Raw genomic sequence first — 20,942 nt, 5'->3', positions numbered from 1 at the left:
GCGATCTTAAATTAACTTGATGCTAATGCAAGCACTTATGCGAAAAGCTAAAAATACGGTAAGATAGCGCTAATTTTATTTAATCTTGAAGTTGTTATGTTTGAAACTCAGCATCTGCAAAACACCACCCTTTTGTGTCACCCAGCTTACAAAGATGAGCTCACGCAACAGTGGTTCGATGCCAATTATTGGCAACAACAAGATAAAATAGTTGGCGCAAAAAAAGGCCGCGCAACAGCATGGTTTTTTAAACATCAACAGCTTACAGGCGTTCTGCGTCACTATTGGCGCGGTGGGTTAGTAGGTAAGTTACTGAGCGATCAGTACCTATATGTTGGTTTAAAGCAAACTCGTGTCTATAAAGAGTTTACACTGATGATGCGCTTACTTGAGCTTGGCCTAAACGTGCCGACACCCATTGCGGCAAAAGTGACCACCCACGGCTTAATCTATCGCGGCGATATCATCACCGAAGCAGTAACAGGCGCAAAAAGCGTGTTAGATATTTTAATCACGCGTCCACTTAACCAATCTGAACTCAAAGCGATTGCAGTCACCCTCAGCGAGTTTCACAATCATGGCGTCTATCACGCAGATTTAAACATCAATAACATCTTGTTCGATGATACAGGTAAGGTGTTTATCATCGACTTTGATCGCGGTGAAATCAAACAGCCACATGCTAGCTGGCAAACAGAGAACATTAAGCGCCTTGCCCGTTCATTTGCGAAAGAGCAAGGCCGTAATGAAGTGATGCATTGGCAGCAAAGTGATTGGCAGTCACTGGTGTGTGACTACCAAGCATTGCTGAACTAATTATCGATTTTGGGCCAATGCTAAATAACTTTCAGCAACTTGTGTTGCTGATATTTTTGATAGTATTTCTGCATCAATAACCTCTGGCTTATCGTTTAACACAGATTCAATAGCTTGGGTTAAAGCCTCAGGGTTATTTGTAGGAACTAAATACTTGGCTAAATTACCCGTTAAGATTTCTTTTGGTCCATGAGTACAATCGGTGCTTACAACTGGCGTACCCAGTATGAGCGCCTCAATGAGAACAGTAGGTAATCCTTCATAATCAGAACTCAGTACCAAAGCATCAGCACCTTTAATCCAAGCATATGGGTTTTGCTGAAAGCCAGGCAAAATAAGCCTATCTTCAATACCATGTTGGCGACCAAGTTTGGCGGCTTTATTAACTTTATTACATAATAAAGCAAGCTTATGGGATGTATTTAAATTAGCAAATGCTGAAAATAAAACATCATGTCTTTTTTGTTTTGCTAAACGACCTACGTGAATAATATAGGGCTCACGTGGTAATCCTAACTCAGTTTCACTCGCTTTTTTGACTATGCTTTGAATATTAAACGGGTTAAAAATTGTTGTGATACTTTGGGGAGTAATCAACTTTTGCTGCTTAATTTCACTTTCAATACCTTCAGAAACACAAATTAAGTTTTGTCCTGACAAGCGCTTTTTACTTTTCAGTAAATATTGATAAGCAAATGGTCCAAGTTTCTTTTGTCTATCTAACTCAGCCGTAATTGAGTTATGAATGACATAGAAAACATGTTTAATAGTACTGCAAATTAGCAAATTATTACTGCGATCTAAATTTGATAAAACGAGATCAAATTCCCCGTTTTTAGATTGGTATTGTGCAAACCAATTTTCGATACGTTTTACGCTTTTTTTTAGTTGCCAGAACCTATCAACTTTTTTTGCTTTATGGTCAAACAAACATTCAACATTTAGTTGTGATGGTAAGGTATATTCAATCGAGTTCGCTAAACTAAGCATGACAACTTCATGTTGTTGAGCCAAAAGCTCGCCAGCCAGCGTCAGCATCACTTTCTCAGCCCCACCGCCAACCAAAGAATCAATAACTATGGCAACCTTCATTTAGAAACCCCAAACAATAACTCAGACACCCCTTGCAGCATTTCTTTTTTGGCATTATGAGGCTTTATTTTCGCCAAAACGTTTTTAGTTGCTTGATACGTTGCTGGTACCAATAATTGCTTAACAGCATCACTCAAACTGGCTAACGTTGGATCTGCAGCTAAGGTTAAGTTACTGTCTACACAGTTTTGCAAACGTTTCGGTTGGTCTTTTGAAATTGCTGCAGCAACCGTCGGGACTTTAAGTGAAATAGCTTGTAATAAACTGTCCCCTGCTGATAACACTGCAAATTTAGCATTTGCTAATACACCAACAAATTCACTTGCATGTAAACTTTTTAAAATGATCAGGTTATCATCTTCGGGTAGATTATTTGGGTAGTTTGAACCAAAAACAACAACACCTTTAAGCCCTGTTTCTGTCGCTATTTTCTTGGCTGCTTGATAAAAAACATCAGCAAATAACTGGTTCTTTTCACCGTGCCCACCTGACCCAGCATTGACTAAAAAGTAAGCTTCATTCGTAAGATTTAACTGAGCTAACAATTGGTACGTTTCGGTACTTGATGATTGAGAGAAAAAAGGACCCACATTTACCGGAGGTGACAAAGGAAAAAGCTTAAGCTTTAGTCGCTCACTGAAGCTTATTTTTTCAATACAATAATCGGGTTGGGCAACCCAATGTCTATCGATTAAATTTAAACGATTTAGCTTTAAGCCTTTCGCTCTTTTTTTATTATGCTGTGAAATAAACACCACTTTAGCCCCAGCACGCTTTGCTGTTTTCATTTGGGCGGCTCTACCTGCACAATCAAAAACCACCAAGTTAGGCTTAAATGCTTCAATTAATTGATTAACTTTACGTGTTTCTTTTGTCGCTGATTGCTCTATGAGTGTTGTATCAAACGGGCAATCAAGGGCGTAATTTGTATGTTTATTTAATAAAAAGTGGATGTCTAAACGATCGGGAAAACACTCATCTAAATAATGAGCAAATGATAACGAACGCATGTATTCACCTATTCCTTCAGATGATGACACGGGGATAAATAAAAGGCGTTTTTTTTCCATTACACTTTAAATTATAAAATTTGCCAGATTATACATCAAATTGAGTTCCTTTTACGATACCTAGACGAATTGCTCGTTGTGAATTATTTACTGCAATCATCATGTAGGGTTGATAGACTTCTAGTCCCAAAAAACAAACCGAGAATTAAGCATTGCCTAAAAAAACACTTTTATTACTCGCTCTTGCTAGCGCATTTAGTCTACCTCTAGCTGCTGAACCTTGGGTTAAACCAGACGATTATGGCTTACGAGCCGACATTCAATTATTAGCGGATACAGGAGTAATTAAAGCCCCTGTAACTACATATCCACTAATGTGGAATAGCTTTATTGATGAACTAAATGACACCACATTAGAGCAATTACCTAGTTTTGTTCAAGATGCTTTACTTCGTGTAAAGCACAGATATAAAGCCGAAAATACCGAACAGCACAATTTCCATAGCGAAGTTTTTCTATCAACAGATACATTACCAGCCACGAGTTTTGGCGCTACCAACACACAAAAATCAGAAGCGACCGTCGCTTATAGTTATTTAGGTGAAAGTTTAGCTGGTAAACTAGCAGTTAATTATCGTTCTGATGGTCGAAAATGCTACTTAGAGGGCATGGTTCAATCAGATATAGCTGAAGATCATCAAGCGCTTACTGATTGTGATGATATTACTTTTGACCATAGTTACCTTGCCTATAAAATTGGCAATTGGGTCTTTCGTGCAGGTGCAGTTGAACAATTCTGGGGACCTGGTGTTGACAACAGTCTAATTCTCACAGCGAATAGTAAACCTTTACAAGCTTTCAGCATTAGTCGTGAAAAAGCCACTGCTTTTGAATCAGCTTGGTTGAGTTGGATTGGCCCTTGGAGCTTAACAACTCAAATGGCTAAGCTTGAATCTACCCGAGCAGTCCCTGATGCGCTACTTTGGAGTAGCCGAGTGAACTTTAGACCAATTCAGCAACTTGAGGTTGCTCTAAGCTGGTCTGCACAATGGGGCGGGGATGGTGAACCCCAATCTATCTCAGAATTTTTTGATATGGTTTCAGGTAAAAGTACTTGCCCTGATGGGTCGCAAGACTGTACTGAAGCTGAGAAGTCAAAATTAGGCAACCAACTGGCAGGTATTGATTTACGCTGGTCAGATACTCTCTATTCATACCCGTACGCTATTTATGTAAGTACGATTGGCGAAGATGCTAGTAGCTACTTTAAGCCCGCAGACAGAGCGTATTTAGCGGGTGTAGAGACAACAGTTCCATTTGCAGAGCAAAATATCAAAGTAAACATTGAATACATTGATACTGTAGTTTCATGCTCTGGTGATGAATCAGTGCCTGGCGCTGTGATCTCCTATAACTGCTATTACGAGCATGGTAAATACAATTCTGGTTATCGCTATCAAGGGAGAACAATTGGTTCTACATTTGATAACGACACAGAATCCCTGGTACTCACAGTGCTTGGGCAACATAGAAATGGTAACGATTGGCAAGTTAAACTGCGTCAGGTTGATTACAACAACGACAATGTAGATCTTTACCCTAGCAACCCAGATTTAGGGCATACAATCACTAAAAATGCCATTGATAGCACACAATTAGAGCTGCGCTACAGAATGTTAGCATTACAAGGAAGAATCTCTTTCGGTGCTCTTGCTGCTAAAAATAAATCATTGGGGGAATCAGACACTGAAACCTCCGCATTTATGAAATATGAAATGAACTTTTAGAATCAAAAAAGCCAACAAATGTTGGCTTTTTTATTAACTTTTAATTTTGCTAATTACATTTGATGTTGAGCAACCATTAAGAAACTCAAGTACTTCGACTTTTCCGCCATGGCGTAAAACATGATCGGCACCGGCAATTTGATCGACAGTGTAATCGCCGCCTTTTACAAGTACATCAGGGCTAATTTGCTCAATAAGCTTAGCTGGCGTGTCATTTTCTTCAATGCTGCCAAATGGAATAACCCAGTCAACTGATGCCAGTGCACTTAATACCATGGCACGTTCATCCAATGGATTAATCGGTCTTTCTGGACCTTTTAAGCGAGTGATTGATTCATCATTATTTAAGCCAACAACAAGTCTGTCACCTCGCGCTTTAGCTTGAGCAAGATAGCGTACATGGCCTGCGTGAAGAATATCAAAACAACCATTAGTGAAAACTATTTTTTCACCATTTTGCTTAGCAAACTCAATATGCTGAAGCACATCCTCAAACGGCGTTTGGTAGTGCTCGCCGGTTTGCTGCAAGTATTGACCAAGCTTACGGCTCAACTCTTCTGGCGACACAGTTGCGGCACCCAGTTTACTCACTGCAATACCAGCAGCGAGGTTAGCAATTTCAACCGCATCTTTTGCAGCCATTCCCGCACCAAGCATCACTGCAAGCGTCGCGATTACGGTATCGCCAGCGCCAGTAACATCGCTGACCTCAAGCTGCTGGGCTGCAAAATCATGTTTTTCTGCTTGGCTGATTAACGACATCCCCTGCTCTGAGCGCGTTAATAGCATCGCAGCGATGCCCGCTTCACTGATTAGCTTACGAGCGCTGTCAGTCAAGTTTTGCTCAGAGTCTGTCAAACCACCAGCAAGCTTAAATTCGTTTAAGTTAGGGGTTATATAATCAGCACCACGATATAAGCTTAAATCAGATGATTTAGGATCAATAAGTACCGTTTTACCCGCTTTCTTTGCAACCTGAATCATTTGTTGAATTAAACTCAGAGAGCCTTTGTTGTAATCAGAAAACAACACAAAATCGTAGTCATCTAAAACCAGCTCTAAACGGTTTAATAACAATTGGCTGTGTTGCTCAGTAAAGTTCTCTTCAAGATCTAAACGAACAACTTGCTGATGACGGCTGATTACACGCATTTTTGAAATAGTCGGTAAATCGCAAACACTCACTAATTGCGAATCAATTTTTTCTGAACTTAAAATTGTTTCGAGGATTTGCCCGCTTTCGTCTTCACCAACTAAACCTAATAAGCCTACTTTACCATCTAAACGGGCAATATTTTTTGCTACGTTTGCTGCACCACCAGCTTTGTCTTCAAATTTACTGACTTTGACAACAGGTACTGGGGCTTCAGGCGAAATACGTCCTGAATCGCCATGCCAGTATCTATCTAGCATGACATCACCAACAACCAAAATACGTGCCTTTGAAAGGTTTTTTAGTAACGCTAAATCCATTACTTTTGCTCCGCTACAACCATATCGATGGCTTCGCATAACCAATGTCCGATGAACATATGCGCTTCTTGGATACGCGCTGTTTCATCATTTTTAATGATAATAGGTAGCTTAGCGATATCTTTTACTTTACCGCCATCTCGGCCTGTTAATGCCACTGTAAAGGCACCAATTTCATTTGCAGCTGCCAGTGCTAAGTTGATGTTAGGGCTAGTACCAGAGGTGGTTAAGCCAATCACTAAATCTTCAGGTTTACATAACGCCTGCACTTGGCGCTCAAATACAGTATCAAAATGATAGTCGTTACTGTGAGCGGTTAAAATTGAGGTATCTGTTGTCAATGCGATTGAAGCTAGTGGACCGCGCTCCAATTTGTAACGCACGACAAACTCAGCAGCTAAATGCTGTGCATCAGCCGCACTACCGCCATTACCAAACCAAATTACCTTACCACCTGCTTGCAAAGCGCTGTGACATGCTTCAAGTAATTGCATCACTTCTGGGTGATAAGTATCCATCGTTTCAAATAACATTTGATGGCGGTTCAAACTTTCTAAGTAGCTTGCTGCTACAGAATCTAATTCAGGCATGAATATCCCTCTTTGGAACAAACTTTGGCAGGAGTAATAATGTTATTATTCCACAGATTTATTTCTTTGTGTTCAGTTTATCGTACTTTTATGAATATCGACTGGATAATTACAGTTATCTGCAGACTAACTATTGGCAACAGCTCGATTAACGTTAAACTACCCTAAAACTCTGTATATTAAAAATTATGGCGCGCATTTTATACTCTTTACTTTTATACCTACTAAGCCCACTGGTTGTTTTTTACCTGTATGTTTTACGTGGCAAAAAGAATAAGGGTTACCGTGAGCATTTTGCTGAGCGCTTTGGCTTTTCGAATTTGTCGCATCACGATGTTGTTTTCCATTGTGCCTCTGTAGGGGAAGTGTTAGCAGCAACGCCGCTTATTAAGGCCGTTCAATCAGAAAATCCAACACTTACTATTTTAGTAACCTGTAATACCCCAACGGGTCGCGAGCAAATAAAAAATAACTTTAAAGATGCAGTTAGCTGCTGTTATTTACCGATTGATTTTTTCTTCGCTACGAATCGATTTTTAAAACGTATCCAGCCAAAGGTACTGTGTATTTTAGAAACTGAGCTTTGGCCAAACCTTATGGCACAAAGCAACAACACCGGTACAAAAGTACTTGTTCTAAATGCCCGGCTTTCAGCTAAATCACAGCAAGGCTACCAAAAGGTAATGCCTTTAACTAAGGAGATAATGCAGTCTATTAGCGATCTTGCTAGTCATAATCAAAATGATGCCAAACGTTTTATTGAACTTGGTTTAAAGCCTGAAAAGGCACGCGTATTTGGCTCAATTAAATTTGATATCACACCTACAGAAGAGCAATTAAATAAAGTTGCAGCACTAAAAAAACAGTATAACAACGAGCGCTTTATCTGGGTTGCAGGCTCCACTCACCCTGTTGAACATGAGCTTATTTTAACTGCTCATGAAAAGCTGTTAAAAGCGTTACCCCACGCACTTTTGATTATTGCTCCACGTCACCCAGAGCAATTTGATAAAGTCGCGGAGATATTAAAAAACTCAAATTTGAGCTTTAGTCGTCGCAGTGAAGATAACTATAACAACCAACAAGTTGTGTTAGCTGACACGTTAGGTGAGTTACAATGCTTATATGGTGTGGCAAACATCAGCTATGTTGGTGGTAGTTTAATCGAGCGAGGCGGCCATAATCCGTTAGAGTCAGCAGCGTTTTCTGTTGGCGTATTAGCAGGTCCTCATACCTATAACTTTGACCATATTTATCCTGAGCTGATTAGTGCTCAAGGAGCTAAAACCGTTACCGATGAAAATCACCTTGCTGACACACTTATCGCTTTGAGTACTGATGTACAAAAGACGATTAAGCTCGGTCAGCAAGCTCAGAAATGCGTTACTAACAATCAAGGCGCCATCAGTAAAACGGTTAATTTAATTGAGCATTACTTAGAAAAGTAAGATAGAAAAGTAAAATAGAATAGAGAAATAATGTGACTTCAAAGCAAGCGATGAATCGCCCAGAAATACAAATGCGCGAATGGGTATCAAGCGTAATCGTAAAATACAATTTCTGCCCGTTTGCCCGTAAAGAAGTAGAAAGCAATTGCATTCATTATCAAATCAGTCAGTCTATTACGCTTGATGATGCAGTAATGGATATGCTTGAGCAATGTAGCGCGTTAGACCAACAAGCTGAGCGCGAAACTACTTTGTTAATGTTTGAGCAAGGCTTTAAGGATTTTGAAGAGTTCTTAGATTTAGTCGATTTAGCCAATGCGCTTTTAGCTGCACAAGGCTATGAAGGTAAGTATCAAATAGCCAACTTTCATCCTGACTATGTATTTGCTGATAGCGATGACAGCGATGCTGCAAACTATACGAATCGTGCACCTTACCCAACACTGCATCTGATCCGCGAAGCCAGTATGAGCGAAGCGTTAGATAACTACGATGAACCTGAATCGATCCCAGAGCACAATATTAAACTTGCAAGACGCAAAGGCATCGACTTTTGGCAGCAGCTGCTGCAAAACTGCATCGATAAGCGCTAACACCTACCGGCGTTATAAAGATAAAAAGCCAGCAATGCTGGCTTTTTGTTTTTTATAGCGATTAAATTTAGTGAGTTATTTTTTTACCCACTCACCGTTCACTTCAATGTAGTGACCCGGCTTCGTTTTTTCGATAGTTTTAGCAGCTGCAAGGGCTTCAACTTGCGCTAACGAAAGATTGTTCTTTTTCGCAAGTTTTAAATATTGCTCTTTACGCTTTGCATTAATTTCATCAACGACCGCTTTTGCTTCGCTGTTATTAACCACTAAACCTAAATAGCCTGAGCTGTCTTCACCTACTAAGCCTTGGCTTTTTGCATCATCAAGGCTGATAGCCCAAGCAGAGAAAGATAAACAAACAGCACTGATCAAGGTGATCACATTTAGTTTTTTAAGTTGTAATTTACGCATGTGTGCTCCTTAGAATAATTCGCTGTCATCACTGAATAAGGTATCAAGTTCTTTATCCACTTTTACGCGGATCTCATGGTCAACTTTTACATTTAAGTTGATTGTAATCGGCTCTTTTGCTGCCACCTCAACACGGTGCGTACAGGCACTCAGCATGCCTACTGCCGTCAGCATTACTAACCACTTAGCCATCATTGCTTCCTTTTTTTGCATACTCTTTCTCAACTCTTTGAGTAATTTCATCACTTAAACGCAGCGCTCTAAGTAAAGTAAATACATTCTCTTCATGATTATAATTAAAGTTCACTGCTTGCTGCTGGGCTTCATTATAACCCTCTAAATTAACACCTAAATGCAACCATCCATCCGGTTTGAGGTTAACACTGCTACGTAGTTTTTTAATATCTAAATTCTCGAGTAAACTCAGCGTGGTACTCAGTTCCTGTTGCTGCGCTTTTACAGCGTCAAAACCCGCATTATTGGTGATCAGTAATTTACCATCACCCTGATTAACTAACTGCCCTTGCTTTACCTCAATGCCCTGTTTACTTATTACTACGGGTAAGGTGCCTGCTAAGCGCCCACTTAAGCTAATCCCTGATTCAGCATCAAGGGTGACCAATTTGCTGGCATCAATATTTTCAAATTTAACAGTCGCTGTTTGGTTATCACTGAGTGGGCAGTACTTATTCACCACAAATGCCCCGCCCATAACCTGACCAGTTAGATTAGCTGCGCAAGGCTGATTAGCCGTTACCTGCAACTGACCTTGTATATTTTTGACCACGGCACCTGCGCGCAGTTCATTGAGTGTAAATTTAGTCGCTGCAATATTAAGCTGCCCTGAATTAAACGTGCCGTTCAAATTCACTGCAAAATCATTCGCTAGGTAATCATTATAAAGCGCACTGAATTTACTTATTTGCACGCGCCCTTGTGCTTGTTGAAGATTTACATCCCCTTTTATAATGCCTGAAACAACCCCATCAGTGACGGTAGCAAGCGGCTCAAACTGAGCAATTATCGGGTTTAGCTTGGATACTGCCTGCTCTGGTATCACCAATTCAAATGGGTGCGCAACCTCAGACATATGATGACTAACAAGTGCTTCAAAACCATCTGCAAATACATGATGCGTTGCCTGCAAGGCGCGGCTTTGAAGAGCCTTTGAAACGACTGACAACTTATTTAAGGTGAGCTCTGCTGTTGATAATTTAGCGGCCGTGGTTTTGGCATCAATATCAACAAATAACTCCCCCACACTGAGATCTGTACTAAGAGTAAGCTCATTGCTGATTTTTGCTGCATTCATATCATCATAAGTTAATGATTTAACTTTGCTATTAGCGTTAACAACTAGGTGCCGCTGGGCATTATGCTCAGCGTCAATTACGCTGCTAAAATCAGCTATCTGTGCACCCGATATTAGGGCATTTTTAACACTGATATTAGTATTCAGTTTAGCTGTAGGGCTAGTAAATAAGTCATCGATATTTAGCTTTCCTTTAGCCCCAATCCCCTTAACCAGAGCGCCATCAGCCTGAAAATCTAAAAATGCAGGGAGTGAATCCAACGACAGTTGAAAATCAGCGCTGACGTTCTCTTCATGCAAATGTGCGTTTAGCTTAAGCTCATCAATATCTTTACTATTAAAATCAATGCTAACTTGGCTATTAAGTGATGCCAGCGGATCCTGTAAAGAAAGGGTCGTATTACTGACTGTCACCTCACTTTGCCCTTCTATAGCTTGCAGCTTTACAGTTGGGATTGATAGCAACTTACCTTCTACACTAACTGGTTTTTCAATGTGTAACTGCCAAGTAAGCGGTAACTGCGCTTCAACAAATGATTGATGCTGCTGGTCTGCGATGGTGTTTAAGCAGTCTCGGTTTGCACTAAGTTGATTTTGTAAAGCTGATAAATCCGCGTATAAATGCTGTTGATTTAATTGATACTTAGCACTCAATTGCCCTTCACTAGCAAAACCTAAGTCGCATTGCGCTAGAGCATGCTGATAACTTGCATTGATTGAGCTTTCAATTGCAACTGTAATTCCATCAAACGTAATCTGTGATTGAGTGGTAAAATGGCTGCTTGTTGGCAATGTTACGAATCGCTCTGCCACTTGCTCATCAAACGTGATGTTGGCTTTGACTTCATAATTAGATATTGCAACGTCTGCATTAAGATCCCGCGAAATCGTAAAATGGTTTAGGCGTTTTTCTTGTATCGCCAACCTAACAGGGGTGTCGGTAAACGGTGAGACTACATCAAGCTGCTCAATGTTTATTAGCGGTCTTTGCTCGGGTAATACCAAGGCAAGCTTTTTAAATTCAGTCTGTGAAGCGTCTGGTTGTTGTTTATTTATAAGGTCACTAACGATGAGGTTAGCGCGAGAAACACTAACCTGTTGCTTATTCGCAATAATGCCAGCTAACTCAATTTGCTGTCCTTGGTAGGTTAAGCATAATTTCTCGATATTCAAATCAAGCTTGCGAGTTAATGACCAATCAACACAGTGAAGCGCAACGCCATTTTTACTGAGCATAGGCGTTAAGTACCACGATGTCAGTGGCAGTCTGAACAGATACGCCAGCAGTGCCATGCTTAGCACGATCCCTAGCAACCCAATACACGCTCGCTTAAAACTCAAAAAACTCTCCTTGCCTTTGAACTTACACTTACTAGCAACTAGCGTCATTATAAACAAAAAGGCCACACATGATAGTGCAGCCTTTTTAGTTTAAACGGTTTGTATGAACCTAGCTTGTATAGCTAGGTACATAACTAAGTTCTAGCCAACGTTTTTACGAGCGTTGCGGAACATACGCATCCATGGGCTATCTTCGCGCCACTCATCTGGGTGCCATGAGTTAGCAACCGTACGGAATACACGCTCTGGGTGCGGCATCATCACCGTTGCACGACCGTCAGTAGAAGTAATACCTGTGATACCTTCTGGTGAGCCATTCGGGTTAGCTGGGTATTGCGTTGTTGGGTTACCGTAGTTATCAACAAACTTCACTGCCACAGTACCTGACTCAAGCGCTGCTTTAACTGCATCAGCGTTTGCGAACTCAGCATGACCTTCACCATGTGAAACAGCGATAGGCATACGTGAACCAGCCATACCATTAAAGAATACCGATGGGTTTTCTTGCACTTCTACAAGGCTAAAGCGAGCTTCAAAACGCTCTGACTTATTCGTTACGAAACGTGGCCAATGCTCAGTGCCTGGGATCAATTCTTTCAATGTTGAAAGCATTTGACAGCCATTACACACACCTAAGCTGAATGTATCTTCGCGGTGGAAGAAGCTTTGGAACTGCTCACGCGCCATCTCATTAAATAAGATTGACTTAGCCCAGCCTTCACCTGCACCTAATACGTCACCGTAAGAGAAACCACCACATGCCACTAAGCCTTTAAATTGCTCAAGTGTTAAACGACCTTCAAGAATGTCGCTCATGTGCACGTCAACCGCTGCAAAGCCTGCACGGTTAAATGCCGCAGCCATTTCTAAGTGAGAGTTAACGCCTTGCTCACGTAGAATCGCCATTTTCGGCTTCGCACCAGTTGCAATGTAAGGCGCTGCAACATCTTCGTTTAAGTCAAAGCTTAGTTTTACGTTAAGACCTGGGTCTTTTGCGTCAAATTTAGCGTCAAACTCTTGCTTAGCACACTCAGGGTTATCACGACGTGCCTGCATTTGATAAGTTGTTTCTGCCCAAATCGTACGAAGCTCAGTACGCGTATGGTTAAGAACCACATCATCACCACGAGTGAATAGCACGCGGTCATCAGCGTTTAGTGCACCAATTTCATGGCTGATAGCTGCTAAGCCGTGATCTGCAAGAACTGCTTTCACTGCGTCTAAGTCAGCGTTTGCCACTTGGATAACTGCACCTAGCTCTTCATTATAAAGCGCTTCGATGTCTGAACCTGTTAAGCCAGCAAGGTCAACAGTTACACCCGTGTGACCAGCAAATGCCATTTCAGCGATAGTCGTGAATAAACCACCATCAGAACGGTCATGGTAAGCAAGTAACTTGTTATCAGCAACAAGCGCTTGCATTGCTTCATAGAAACCTTTTAATAGTGCTGGGTTATCAACATCAGGTGTCACATCACCTAGTTGCTTATAAACCTGTGCAAGGCTTGATGCACCCATACGGTTTTGACCCGCACCTAAATCAACTAATAGTAGTGATGACTCACCTTTATCAGTACGAAGTTCTGGTGTCACTGTTTTACGCACATCTTCAACACGACCAAAAGCAGTAATGATCAGTGATAATGGTGCAGTAACTGATTTTTGCTCACCGTTTTCATCCCATTGAGTTTTCATCGACATTGAGTCTTTACCGACAGGGATAGTTAAACCAAGCGCCGGACAAAGCTCTTCACCCACCGCTTTAACAGCTTCGTAAAGACCTGCATCTTCGCCAGGGTGACCAGCTGCGGCCATCCAGTTTGCAGATAGCTTGATATTTTCAAGGCCACCGATGTTCGCACACGCGATGTTCGTTAGTGACTCAGCCACAGCTAAACGAGCAGAAGCACCGTAGTTTAAAAGTGCAGCTGGTGTACGTTCACCTAGTGACATTGCTTCACCGTGGTAAGTATCAAACGCAGCGGCTGTTACCGCACAGTTTGCTACTGGCACCTGCCAAGGACCGACCATTTGGTCACGCGCAACTAAACCCGTTACCGTACGGTCACCAATGGTGATTAAGAATGTTTTTTCAGCAATCGTTGGTAAGCGTAATAAACGCTGTGCAGCATCTGCCGCATCAATGTTAGCAACGTCTAATGGCTGTGATTGCGCTTTTTTAGATTCCACTTCACGGTGCATTTTTGGTGCTTTACCAAGTAAAACATCAAGCGGAAGATCAACAGGGTTGTTACCGAAGTGGCTATCTTCAACCGTTAAGTGACGCTCTTCTGTCGCTTCACCAATAACCGCATATTGTGCACGTTCACGTTTACAGATTGCTTCAAAGCGCGCGAAGTCTTCAGCAGCAACCGCTAATACGTAACGCTCTTGAGATTCGTTACACCAAATTTCGTGTGGTGCCATACCCGGCTCATCGTTTGGAATATCACGAAGTTGGAATTTACCACCACGACCACCGTCGTCTACAAGCTCAGGGAATGCGTTTGAAAGACCACCTGCACCCACATCGTGGATGAAAGCGATTGGGTTTGCATCACCTAGCTGCCAACATTTGTCGATAACTTCCTGACAACGACGTTCCATTTCTGGGTTTTCACGTTGTACCGATGCAAAGTCTAACTCTTCGTTTGATTGGCCTGATGTCATACTAGATGCAGCACCACCACCAAGACCGATGTTCATTGCTGGACCACCTAGTGCGATAAGTTTTGCACCTACAGGGATTTCACCTTTTTGAACATGCTCAGAACGAATGTTACCTAAACCACCTGCAAGCATGATTGGCTTGTGGTAACCACGTACTTCTTCACCATTATGGCTTGATACTTTTTCTTCGTATGTACGGAAGTAACCAAGTAAGTTAGGACGACCAAATTCGTTATTGAATGCCGCGCCACCTAATGGACCTTCAGTCATGATATCCAGTGCATTAACGATACGACCTGGCTTACCAAAATCGGTTTCCCATGGTTGCTCGTAACCAGGAATTCGTAGGTTAGATACAGTGAAACCAACTAAACCAGCTTTAGGCTTAGAACCACGGCCTGTAGCACCTTCATCACGAATTTCACCACCAGAACCTGTTGATGCACCTGAGAATGGCGCAATCGCTGTTGGGTGGTTGTGCGTTTCAACTTTCATCAAGATTTCGATGTTCTCTTGATGGTATGCGTACTCGCCTTCACTATTCGGGAAGAAACGACCCGCTACTGAACCCTTCATTACCGCAGCGTTATCTTTATATGCAGATAACACGTTTTCAGGGTGTTGCTCATAGGTATTTTTGATCATTTTGAACAATGATTTTGGCTGTTCGATGCCATCAATTGTCCAATCAGCGTTAAAGATTTTGTGACGACAATGCTCAGAGTTTGCTTGTGCAAACATGAATAATTCGATGTCGTTCGGGTTACGCCCTAACTTTTGGAAGTTTTCTACCAAGTAATCAATTTCGTCTTCAGCAAGGGCAAAACCTTGCTCAACGTTTGCTTTTGCAAGCGCTTCACGGCCACCACCTAAAATGTCAACTGATGACATTGGACGTGGTTCGTCGTGACGGAATAATTTAGCTGCATCAGCCATATCCGCGTGCGTTGCTTCAGTCATACGGTCATGTAATAACGCTGCAACTTCAGCTGTTTGCTCAGCTGATAGATTACCTTCAACGTAGTATGCAATACCACGCTCAACACGGTGAACTTGGCTTAAGCCACAGTTATGTGCGATATCAGTTGCTTTTGATGCCCAAGGCGAGATAGTACCAGGACGCGGCGTTACAAGAATTAACGTGCCAGCAGGGGTGTGCTCAGCAATCGTTGGACCATAAGTAAGCAGCTTTTCAAGCTTTGTTTGCTCATCAGCTGAAAGCTCAGCTGTAAGATCAGCAAAATGCATGAACTCAGCGTAAACGTCAGTGACTGGAAGTTGTGCCTGTTGGCAACGCGCTAAAATTTTCTGAACTCTAAAATCGGAAAGTGCTGGTGCACCACGAAGGATCAACATAGGTATTTTCATCCGGGGTTAGGGATTGAACGATATTTTAGGCGCATATTATAGTGCAAATAACGTCTAGATTTAACTCAAAATTACGCTTTTATTTAAATAATCTTCATAACCGCTATTATGGTCGCAACAATTAACCAACTTAGTACTCTTTATTTCTCTGCAGGTTCTTGTTCTGTATGACTTATCTATCAGCAACCCTGTTATTGTTATTAATTTTTAAATAGATAACTAAAACTATTCGCCAAGTGACGCGGCTTTGAAGTTTTGCTATAACGGTAAGGTAATGGTTTAAGGGGCATTTATAATCTATGCAAAAGTTACTCGCTATTTTTAGTTTAGTGCTCATGTTATGTGCGTGCGATATGCAACAGCAATCTTCGCAGCTTGCACATATCAAGGCACAGAACAAAATTAGAGTCGGCACATTAGCTGGCGCGAGTAATTACTATCAAGCACCACAAGGTGTGCAAGGCTTTGAATATGAGTTAGCGCAAGAATTTGCTGACTATGTCGGTGTTGAACTCGAAATGGTGCCTTTTTTCAATCTCTCCGATATGTTTGCGCGTTTAGAAAGTGGTGATTTAGATCTTATTGCCTCGGGTCTTACCTATAATACAATTCGTGCTGAGCATTATCGGTTTGGCCCCACCTATCGTAGCATTAGCCAAAAACTAGTTTATAAACAAGGCCGTAATAGACCACGTGAGTTTGCAGATTTAACAGGCAACCTGACTGTTCTAGCCAAAAGCAGTCACTCGCTGGCACTACAACAATTAAAACAGCTCAATCCAGAACTTAGCTGGAACGAAACAGAAGACATGGATGAAGAAGAGCTTTTACAAGCTGTCATCGACGGTGAAATTGATTACACCTTAGCAGATTCACACACCCTATCACTATTTCGCCGCTATCACCCAAATTTGAGTATAGGTTTCTCGGTTACCCGCAATGACCCTATCGCTTGGCTACTTAGAAAAGATGGTGACGACTCATTATATGCCTTAATGGTGCCATTTTTTGGCGATGTAAAACAAAGCAACCAGCTTTATGTGCTAGAAGAAAAATACTTCGGTCATGTTCGCCAATTCAATTATGTGAATACGCTAGCGTATATCGAAGCAATAAAAGACACTTTACCTAAGTACCAACCTTGGTTCGAGCAATACGCAGGTAACATAGATTGGCGACTACTCGCCGCGCTGAGCTACCAAGAATCAATGTGGAACCCAAAAGCGAAGTCACCAACGGGTGTGCGTGGCATAATGATGCTCACTCAAGCAACGGCAAAACATGTTGGTGTAAGCAACCGCCTAGCTCCAGAGCAAAATATCAAAGGGGGGGCTGAGTATTTAGAACAATTAATTTCTCGCATTCCAGACCGTATTCCGCAACCCGATCGAACCTGGTTTGCCTTAGCGTCTTACAATGTCGGCTGGGGACACGTCAATGACGCGCGGATTATTACCGAACAAGAAGGGGCAAGCCCCGACAAATGGGCTGATGTAAAAAAACGCTTACCGCTTTTAATTAAAAAACGTTATTACCGTAAAACCAAATATGGTTATGCTCGGGGCGATGTTGCTGTACAGTATGTTGATAACATTCGTCGTTATTACGATGCCTTGGTTTGGCTTGACGAAAATGATGCAATTGCGGATCCCGAGATCGAGCAACAAACCGCTGAAGAAGCAAAACCTGCAACAGAGGCGAGCGAAATAAAACCAAGCGACAACACTCAACAAAGCAATACAGAGCAACAGAAGTCAGAAAACAACTAACTTCAAGCACCGAAATCTGTTTACTTGTCATCAAATGATCATTATCTTCTAGTAGAAATGGAATGGACCATGCCATGCTTTACTCTCACTTAAGGAGCACACATGTTAAAAAGAAGACGCAAGACACATAAGTTCAAGCGTAATGTTATTTACTCGACAGCGACACGCCGTCGTATCATGCTGCGTAACACGCATAAAAAAGTTATTTGGCGTCGCCGCTTATTTGCGATGCAGTTAATGGAAGCTCAAATTCCTGCAACGCCGGTTGTATAACTAGGCGTTGCGAGCTGCCAGCTTTGCCGCCTTTTTCTCTTCTCTACGACGCTTAAAAAACTGAGATATCACCGCCCCACACTGCTCCCCCATAACATCGCTGGTTACTTCAACTTGGTGATTAAGTCTGGGTTCTTGTAGCAAATTCATAATTGATCCTGCCGATCCCGTTTTTGCATCTTTGGCACCAAACACTAGTCGCTTTATACGACTATGAACCAACAAGCCTGCGCACATCGAACAGGGCTCTAGCGTTACATATAAGGTGCAATCTATTAGTCGATAATTATTAAGTACTTTACCTGCTTCGCGGATTGCCATCATTTCAGCATGAGCAGATGGATCGTTATCGGTAATTGAGCGGTTATAGCCATAAGATATCAGTTGATTGTCTTTTACCAGCACAGCACCAACCGGAATTTCATTAATCGCAGCCGCTTCATTGGCGTAGTTTAATGCTTTTTCCATCCAATACTCGTCGCTAAATTGTTCGCTCATATATCACACAAATCTTGTAAAACTGTGAGTAATTATACCTAGTTAGTAAATAAAAAGGGCAATAAATACTGCTACACTAAAAAATTAACGCAAATTTTAGCGGCTTTTTCATGGCTCAATGGACCCATATTGCGCTATAATCTCGCGCTTTTTTTATTTAGCTTACAACACGGGTAGCAAATGAAATTTCCTGGACGCCGCAGGCATAAACATTATTTTCCGGTGGAAGCCAAAGATCCACTAACAAATCAACTTAACTCAACCGAACGACTACAACGTAGTTATATTACGGGTATCGACCAAATTGTGGTGGATATTGAAGCGAAAGTTGATCAAGCTTTCCTAGATGAATTTCAATTGCGCCGTGGCATGTCGCAAGTGATCGATAGCGATATTACCAATGCGTTATACGACAGACTGAAACTCGACAACATGATCGACTATGAGTTTGCCGGTGGTACGGTGGGTAACACCATGCACAACTACTCAACCCTAGCTGATGACCGCTCGGTGCTGTTAGGGGTAATGAGTGAAAATATCAAAATCGGCAGCTATGCATATCGTTTTTTATGTAATACCTCTAGCCGCGTTGATCTTGATTATCTTCAACCTGTCGATGGCCCAATTGGTCGCTGTTTTACTCTTATTGACGAAACCGGTGAACGTACCTTCGCGATCAGCGCAGGACTTATGAATCACCTTCGTCCTGAATCTATCGATAAAGAACTCATCGAGAACTCTTCAGCATTGGTGATCAGCGCATACTTAATGCGTACGCAAGGTGATGAAACCATGACTGAAGCTACCATGCAGGCAGTGAAATATGCCAATGATGCGGGTGTGCCTGTGGTTTTAACACTCGGTACTAAGTTCTTGATTGAACAAGACCCAACTTGGTGGGCAGAGTTTGTCAAAAAGCATGTCGACATTCTTGCTATGAACGAAGAAGAAGGTTTAGCTATCACTGGCTTTGAAGATCCACTTTTAGCTGCTGACAAAGCACTAGACTGGACTGATTTAGTTATTTGTACGGCCGGCGAAAAAGGCTTGTTTATGGCCGGTTACGTAGACGAATCTTTCAAACGTGAGACAGAGTACCCGCTCTTGCCAGGCGCTATTGCTGACTTTAACCGTTATGAATTTTCGCGCGCAATGCGTAAAGAGGACTGCCAACACCCAATTCGTGCATACAGCCACACCGCACCGTTTATGGGTGGTCCAGACAGCATTAAAAATACCAATGGTGCGGGCGACTGTGCGCTAGCTGCGGTACTGCATGACTTATCAGCAAACGTTTATCACAAACTTAATGTGGCAAACTCAGCGAAACATCAGCAGCCTGCTATGACGTATTCATCGCTTGCACAAATTAGTAAATACGCTAACCGTGCAAGTTATGAAGTACTTGTTCAGCATTCGCCACGTTTATCGCGTGGTTTACCTGAACGTGAAGATTGTTTAGAGCAAGTTTACTGGGATCAGTAATCTCCACTAAAAAATCGAAATATCCAGTTTCTGGGATAAACGCTCAAGGGCCGCTATCCCAGCCACTGAATTACCATACGAGTTAAGTCTTGGTGCCCAAACAGCCACAGTAAATTGATTCGGTAGCACAGCTAATATGGTACCCGACACCCCTGACTTACCCGGCATGCCAACACGGTAGCCAAAATCCCCTGCAGCATCGTATAAACCACTGGTAAACAATAACGAGTTTAGTTGTTTATTTTGTCTTGCACTCAACACTTTATTGCCGTTGGCATCTTTGCCTTGATTAGCAAGGTAATTGTAAGCTTTTGCTAATTCTAAACAGTTCAGTTCAATAGCACAGAAGTTAAAATAGGCCCATAACACATCATCCACTTCATTATTAAAGTTGCCGAATGACTTCATTAGATGCGCCATCGCGGCATTACGATGACGAAACTCATACTCAGAATTTGCCACTTTCTTATCAATAACAACCTGAGCATTCCCTGATAACTGACGAAATGACTCAAGCATTGAATGCATCGGTGCAGATAAACGGCTACATAAAGCATCACAGGTAACAATCGCACCAGCATTGATAAACGGGTTGCGTGGTATGCCTTGTTCAAATTCAAGCTGTGTAAGAGAGTTAAAAGCAGTGCCTGAAGGCTCTTTACCAACTCGTTGCCACAGCTCATCACCATAACGTTGAAGTGCTAAGGTTAAGGTCATTACCTTAGACACAGATTGAATCGTGAATCGCGCACCACAATCACCCGCACAATAGGTTTGCCCATCCACTGTATGAATCGCAATAGCGAACTGGTTTGGCTCAACCTCTGCAAGCGCAGGAATATAATCAGCAACCTTACCTTGGCTCAGTAATGGTTGAACTTCTCTTGTGATTTCATCTAATACTTGTTGATAATCAATCTGTGACATACCGCGTCCTTTAAAACAAAAAGCCCCGCATTTGCGAGGCTTTGTAGTCTACTAAAGATGGTTTGCTATAGCGATTGCT

Annotated in this window: 17 protein-coding genes; 7 read left to right on the top strand and 10 right to left on the bottom strand. The window is 42.0% G+C overall.

The window, feature by feature from the left end:
- Positions 1-96 precede the first annotated feature (96 nt).
- Complete coding sequence (locus tag NH153_RS09185; RefSeq protein WP_063703068.1) at positions 97-816, top strand: 3-deoxy-D-manno-octulosonic acid kinase; 720 nt, start codon at positions 97-99, stop codon at positions 814-816.
- Here the strand turns inward: NH153_RS09185 and NH153_RS09180 are convergent, their stop codons facing one another.
- Both NH153_RS09180 and NH153_RS09175 read right to left on the bottom strand, forming a co-directional pair.
- Positions 817-1,908, bottom strand: a complete 1,092-nt coding sequence (locus NH153_RS09180; RefSeq protein WP_063703066.1) for a glycosyltransferase — start codon at positions 1,906-1,908, stop codon at positions 817-819.
- Complete coding sequence (locus tag NH153_RS09175) at positions 1,905-2,918, bottom strand: glycosyltransferase family 1 protein (protein WP_240494364.1); 1,014 nt, start codon at positions 2,916-2,918, stop codon at positions 1,905-1,907. The genes NH153_RS09180 and NH153_RS09175 overlap by 4 nt, the downstream gene beginning before the upstream one ends.
- A 212-nt stretch (positions 2,919-3,130) precedes the next feature.
- On the opposite strand from NH153_RS09175, the gene NH153_RS09170 reads away from it, so the two are divergent.
- The gene (locus NH153_RS09170; protein ID WP_063703062.1) at positions 3,131-4,705 is read left to right on the top strand and encodes a capsule assembly Wzi family protein; all 1,575 of its coding nucleotides are present in this window, start codon (positions 3,131-3,133) and stop codon (positions 4,703-4,705) included.
- Between the two features lie 33 nt (positions 4,706-4,738).
- Here the strand turns inward: NH153_RS09170 and hldE are convergent, their stop codons facing one another.
- Positions 4,739-6,178 carry a bifunctional D-glycero-beta-D-manno-heptose-7-phosphate kinase/D-glycero-beta-D-manno-heptose 1-phosphate adenylyltransferase HldE gene (gene hldE / locus NH153_RS09165; protein WP_063703060.1) on the bottom strand — a complete coding sequence of 480 codons (1,440 nt, stop codon included), beginning with the start codon at positions 6,176-6,178 and terminating at the stop codon, positions 4,739-4,741.
- Positions 6,178-6,768 carry a D-sedoheptulose-7-phosphate isomerase gene (locus NH153_RS09160; RefSeq protein WP_063703058.1) on the bottom strand — a complete coding sequence of 197 codons (591 nt, stop codon included), beginning with the start codon at positions 6,766-6,768 and terminating at the stop codon, positions 6,178-6,180. Before NH153_RS09160 ends, hldE begins: the two co-directional genes overlap by 1 nt.
- 188 nt (positions 6,769-6,956) lie before the next feature.
- Between NH153_RS09160 and waaA the strand changes: the two genes are divergently transcribed.
- Together waaA and NH153_RS09150 are read left to right on the top strand one after the other, a co-directional pair.
- Positions 6,957-8,216 carry a lipid IV(A) 3-deoxy-D-manno-octulosonic acid transferase gene (waaA, locus tag NH153_RS09155; RefSeq protein WP_063703056.1) on the top strand — a complete coding sequence of 420 codons (1,260 nt, stop codon included), beginning with the start codon at positions 6,957-6,959 and terminating at the stop codon, positions 8,214-8,216.
- Positions 8,217-8,266: 50 nt separating this feature from the next.
- The gene (locus NH153_RS09150; RefSeq protein WP_063703529.1) at positions 8,267-8,809 is read left to right on the top strand and encodes a DUF1415 domain-containing protein; all 543 of its coding nucleotides are present in this window, start codon (positions 8,267-8,269) and stop codon (positions 8,807-8,809) included.
- Positions 8,810-8,884: 75 nt separating this feature from the next.
- Here NH153_RS09150 and NH153_RS09145 read toward each other — a convergent pair whose 3' ends face one another.
- From NH153_RS09145 to purL, 4 genes are all read right to left on the bottom strand, one after another.
- On the bottom strand, positions 8,885-9,220 hold the full coding sequence (locus NH153_RS09145) for a YdbL family probable chaperone protein (RefSeq protein WP_054551056.1): 336 nt from the start codon (positions 9,218-9,220) through the stop codon (positions 8,885-8,887).
- Positions 9,221-9,229: 9 nt separating this feature from the next.
- Positions 9,230-9,412, bottom strand: coding sequence for a YnbE family lipoprotein (locus NH153_RS09140; RefSeq protein ID WP_054551055.1), 183 nt, complete (start codon positions 9,410-9,412; stop codon positions 9,230-9,232).
- Complete coding sequence (locus NH153_RS09135) at positions 9,405-11,873, bottom strand: intermembrane phospholipid transport YdbH family protein (RefSeq protein ID WP_167350238.1); 2,469 nt, start codon at positions 11,871-11,873, stop codon at positions 9,405-9,407. Before NH153_RS09135 ends, NH153_RS09140 begins: the two co-directional genes overlap by 8 nt.
- Before the next feature lie 141 nt (positions 11,874-12,014).
- Positions 12,015-15,899 (bottom strand): phosphoribosylformylglycinamidine synthase, encoded by a 3,885-nt coding sequence (gene purL, locus NH153_RS09130; RefSeq protein WP_063703050.1) that lies wholly within the window; start codon positions 15,897-15,899, stop codon positions 12,015-12,017.
- Between the two features lie 311 nt (positions 15,900-16,210).
- Here purL and mltF point away from each other — a divergent pair, with 311 nt between their 5' ends.
- Positions 16,211-17,680 (top strand): membrane-bound lytic murein transglycosylase MltF, encoded by a 1,470-nt coding sequence (mltF, locus tag NH153_RS09125; RefSeq protein ID WP_063703048.1) that lies wholly within the window; start codon positions 16,211-16,213, stop codon positions 17,678-17,680.
- A 102-nt stretch (positions 17,681-17,782) separates the two neighbouring features.
- A complete protein-coding gene (locus NH153_RS21845) occupies positions 17,783-17,953 on the top strand; it encodes a hypothetical protein (RefSeq protein WP_167350237.1) in 171 nt (56 codons plus the stop codon).
- Here NH153_RS21845 and tadA read toward each other — a convergent pair whose 3' ends face one another.
- Positions 17,954-18,451, bottom strand: a complete 498-nt coding sequence (gene tadA, locus NH153_RS09120) for a tRNA adenosine(34) deaminase TadA (RefSeq protein ID WP_063703046.1) — start codon at positions 18,449-18,451, stop codon at positions 17,954-17,956.
- A gap of 180 nt (positions 18,452-18,631) precedes the next feature.
- Between tadA and NH153_RS09115 the strand changes: the two genes are divergently transcribed.
- On the top strand, positions 18,632-19,936 hold the full coding sequence (locus NH153_RS09115; protein WP_063703044.1) for an inosine/guanosine kinase: 1,305 nt from the start codon (positions 18,632-18,634) through the stop codon (positions 19,934-19,936).
- A 6-nt stretch (positions 19,937-19,942) separates the two neighbouring features.
- Here the strand turns inward: NH153_RS09115 and glsB are convergent, their stop codons facing one another.
- Positions 19,943-20,863: a glutaminase B gene (gene glsB / locus NH153_RS09110; RefSeq protein WP_063703042.1), complete on the bottom strand. Its 921-nt coding sequence runs from the start codon at positions 20,861-20,863 to the stop codon at positions 19,943-19,945.
- Between the last annotated feature and the right edge of the window lie 79 nt (positions 20,864-20,942).

The sequence above is a fragment of the Pseudoalteromonas gelatinilytica genome, assembly GCF_001641615.1.
Lineage (GTDB): Bacteria > Pseudomonadota > Gammaproteobacteria > Enterobacterales > Alteromonadaceae > Pseudoalteromonas > Pseudoalteromonas gelatinilytica.
The sequence above is the reverse complement of the archived record's forward strand: the minus strand, read 5'-3'. Positions and strand labels throughout refer to the sequence as shown.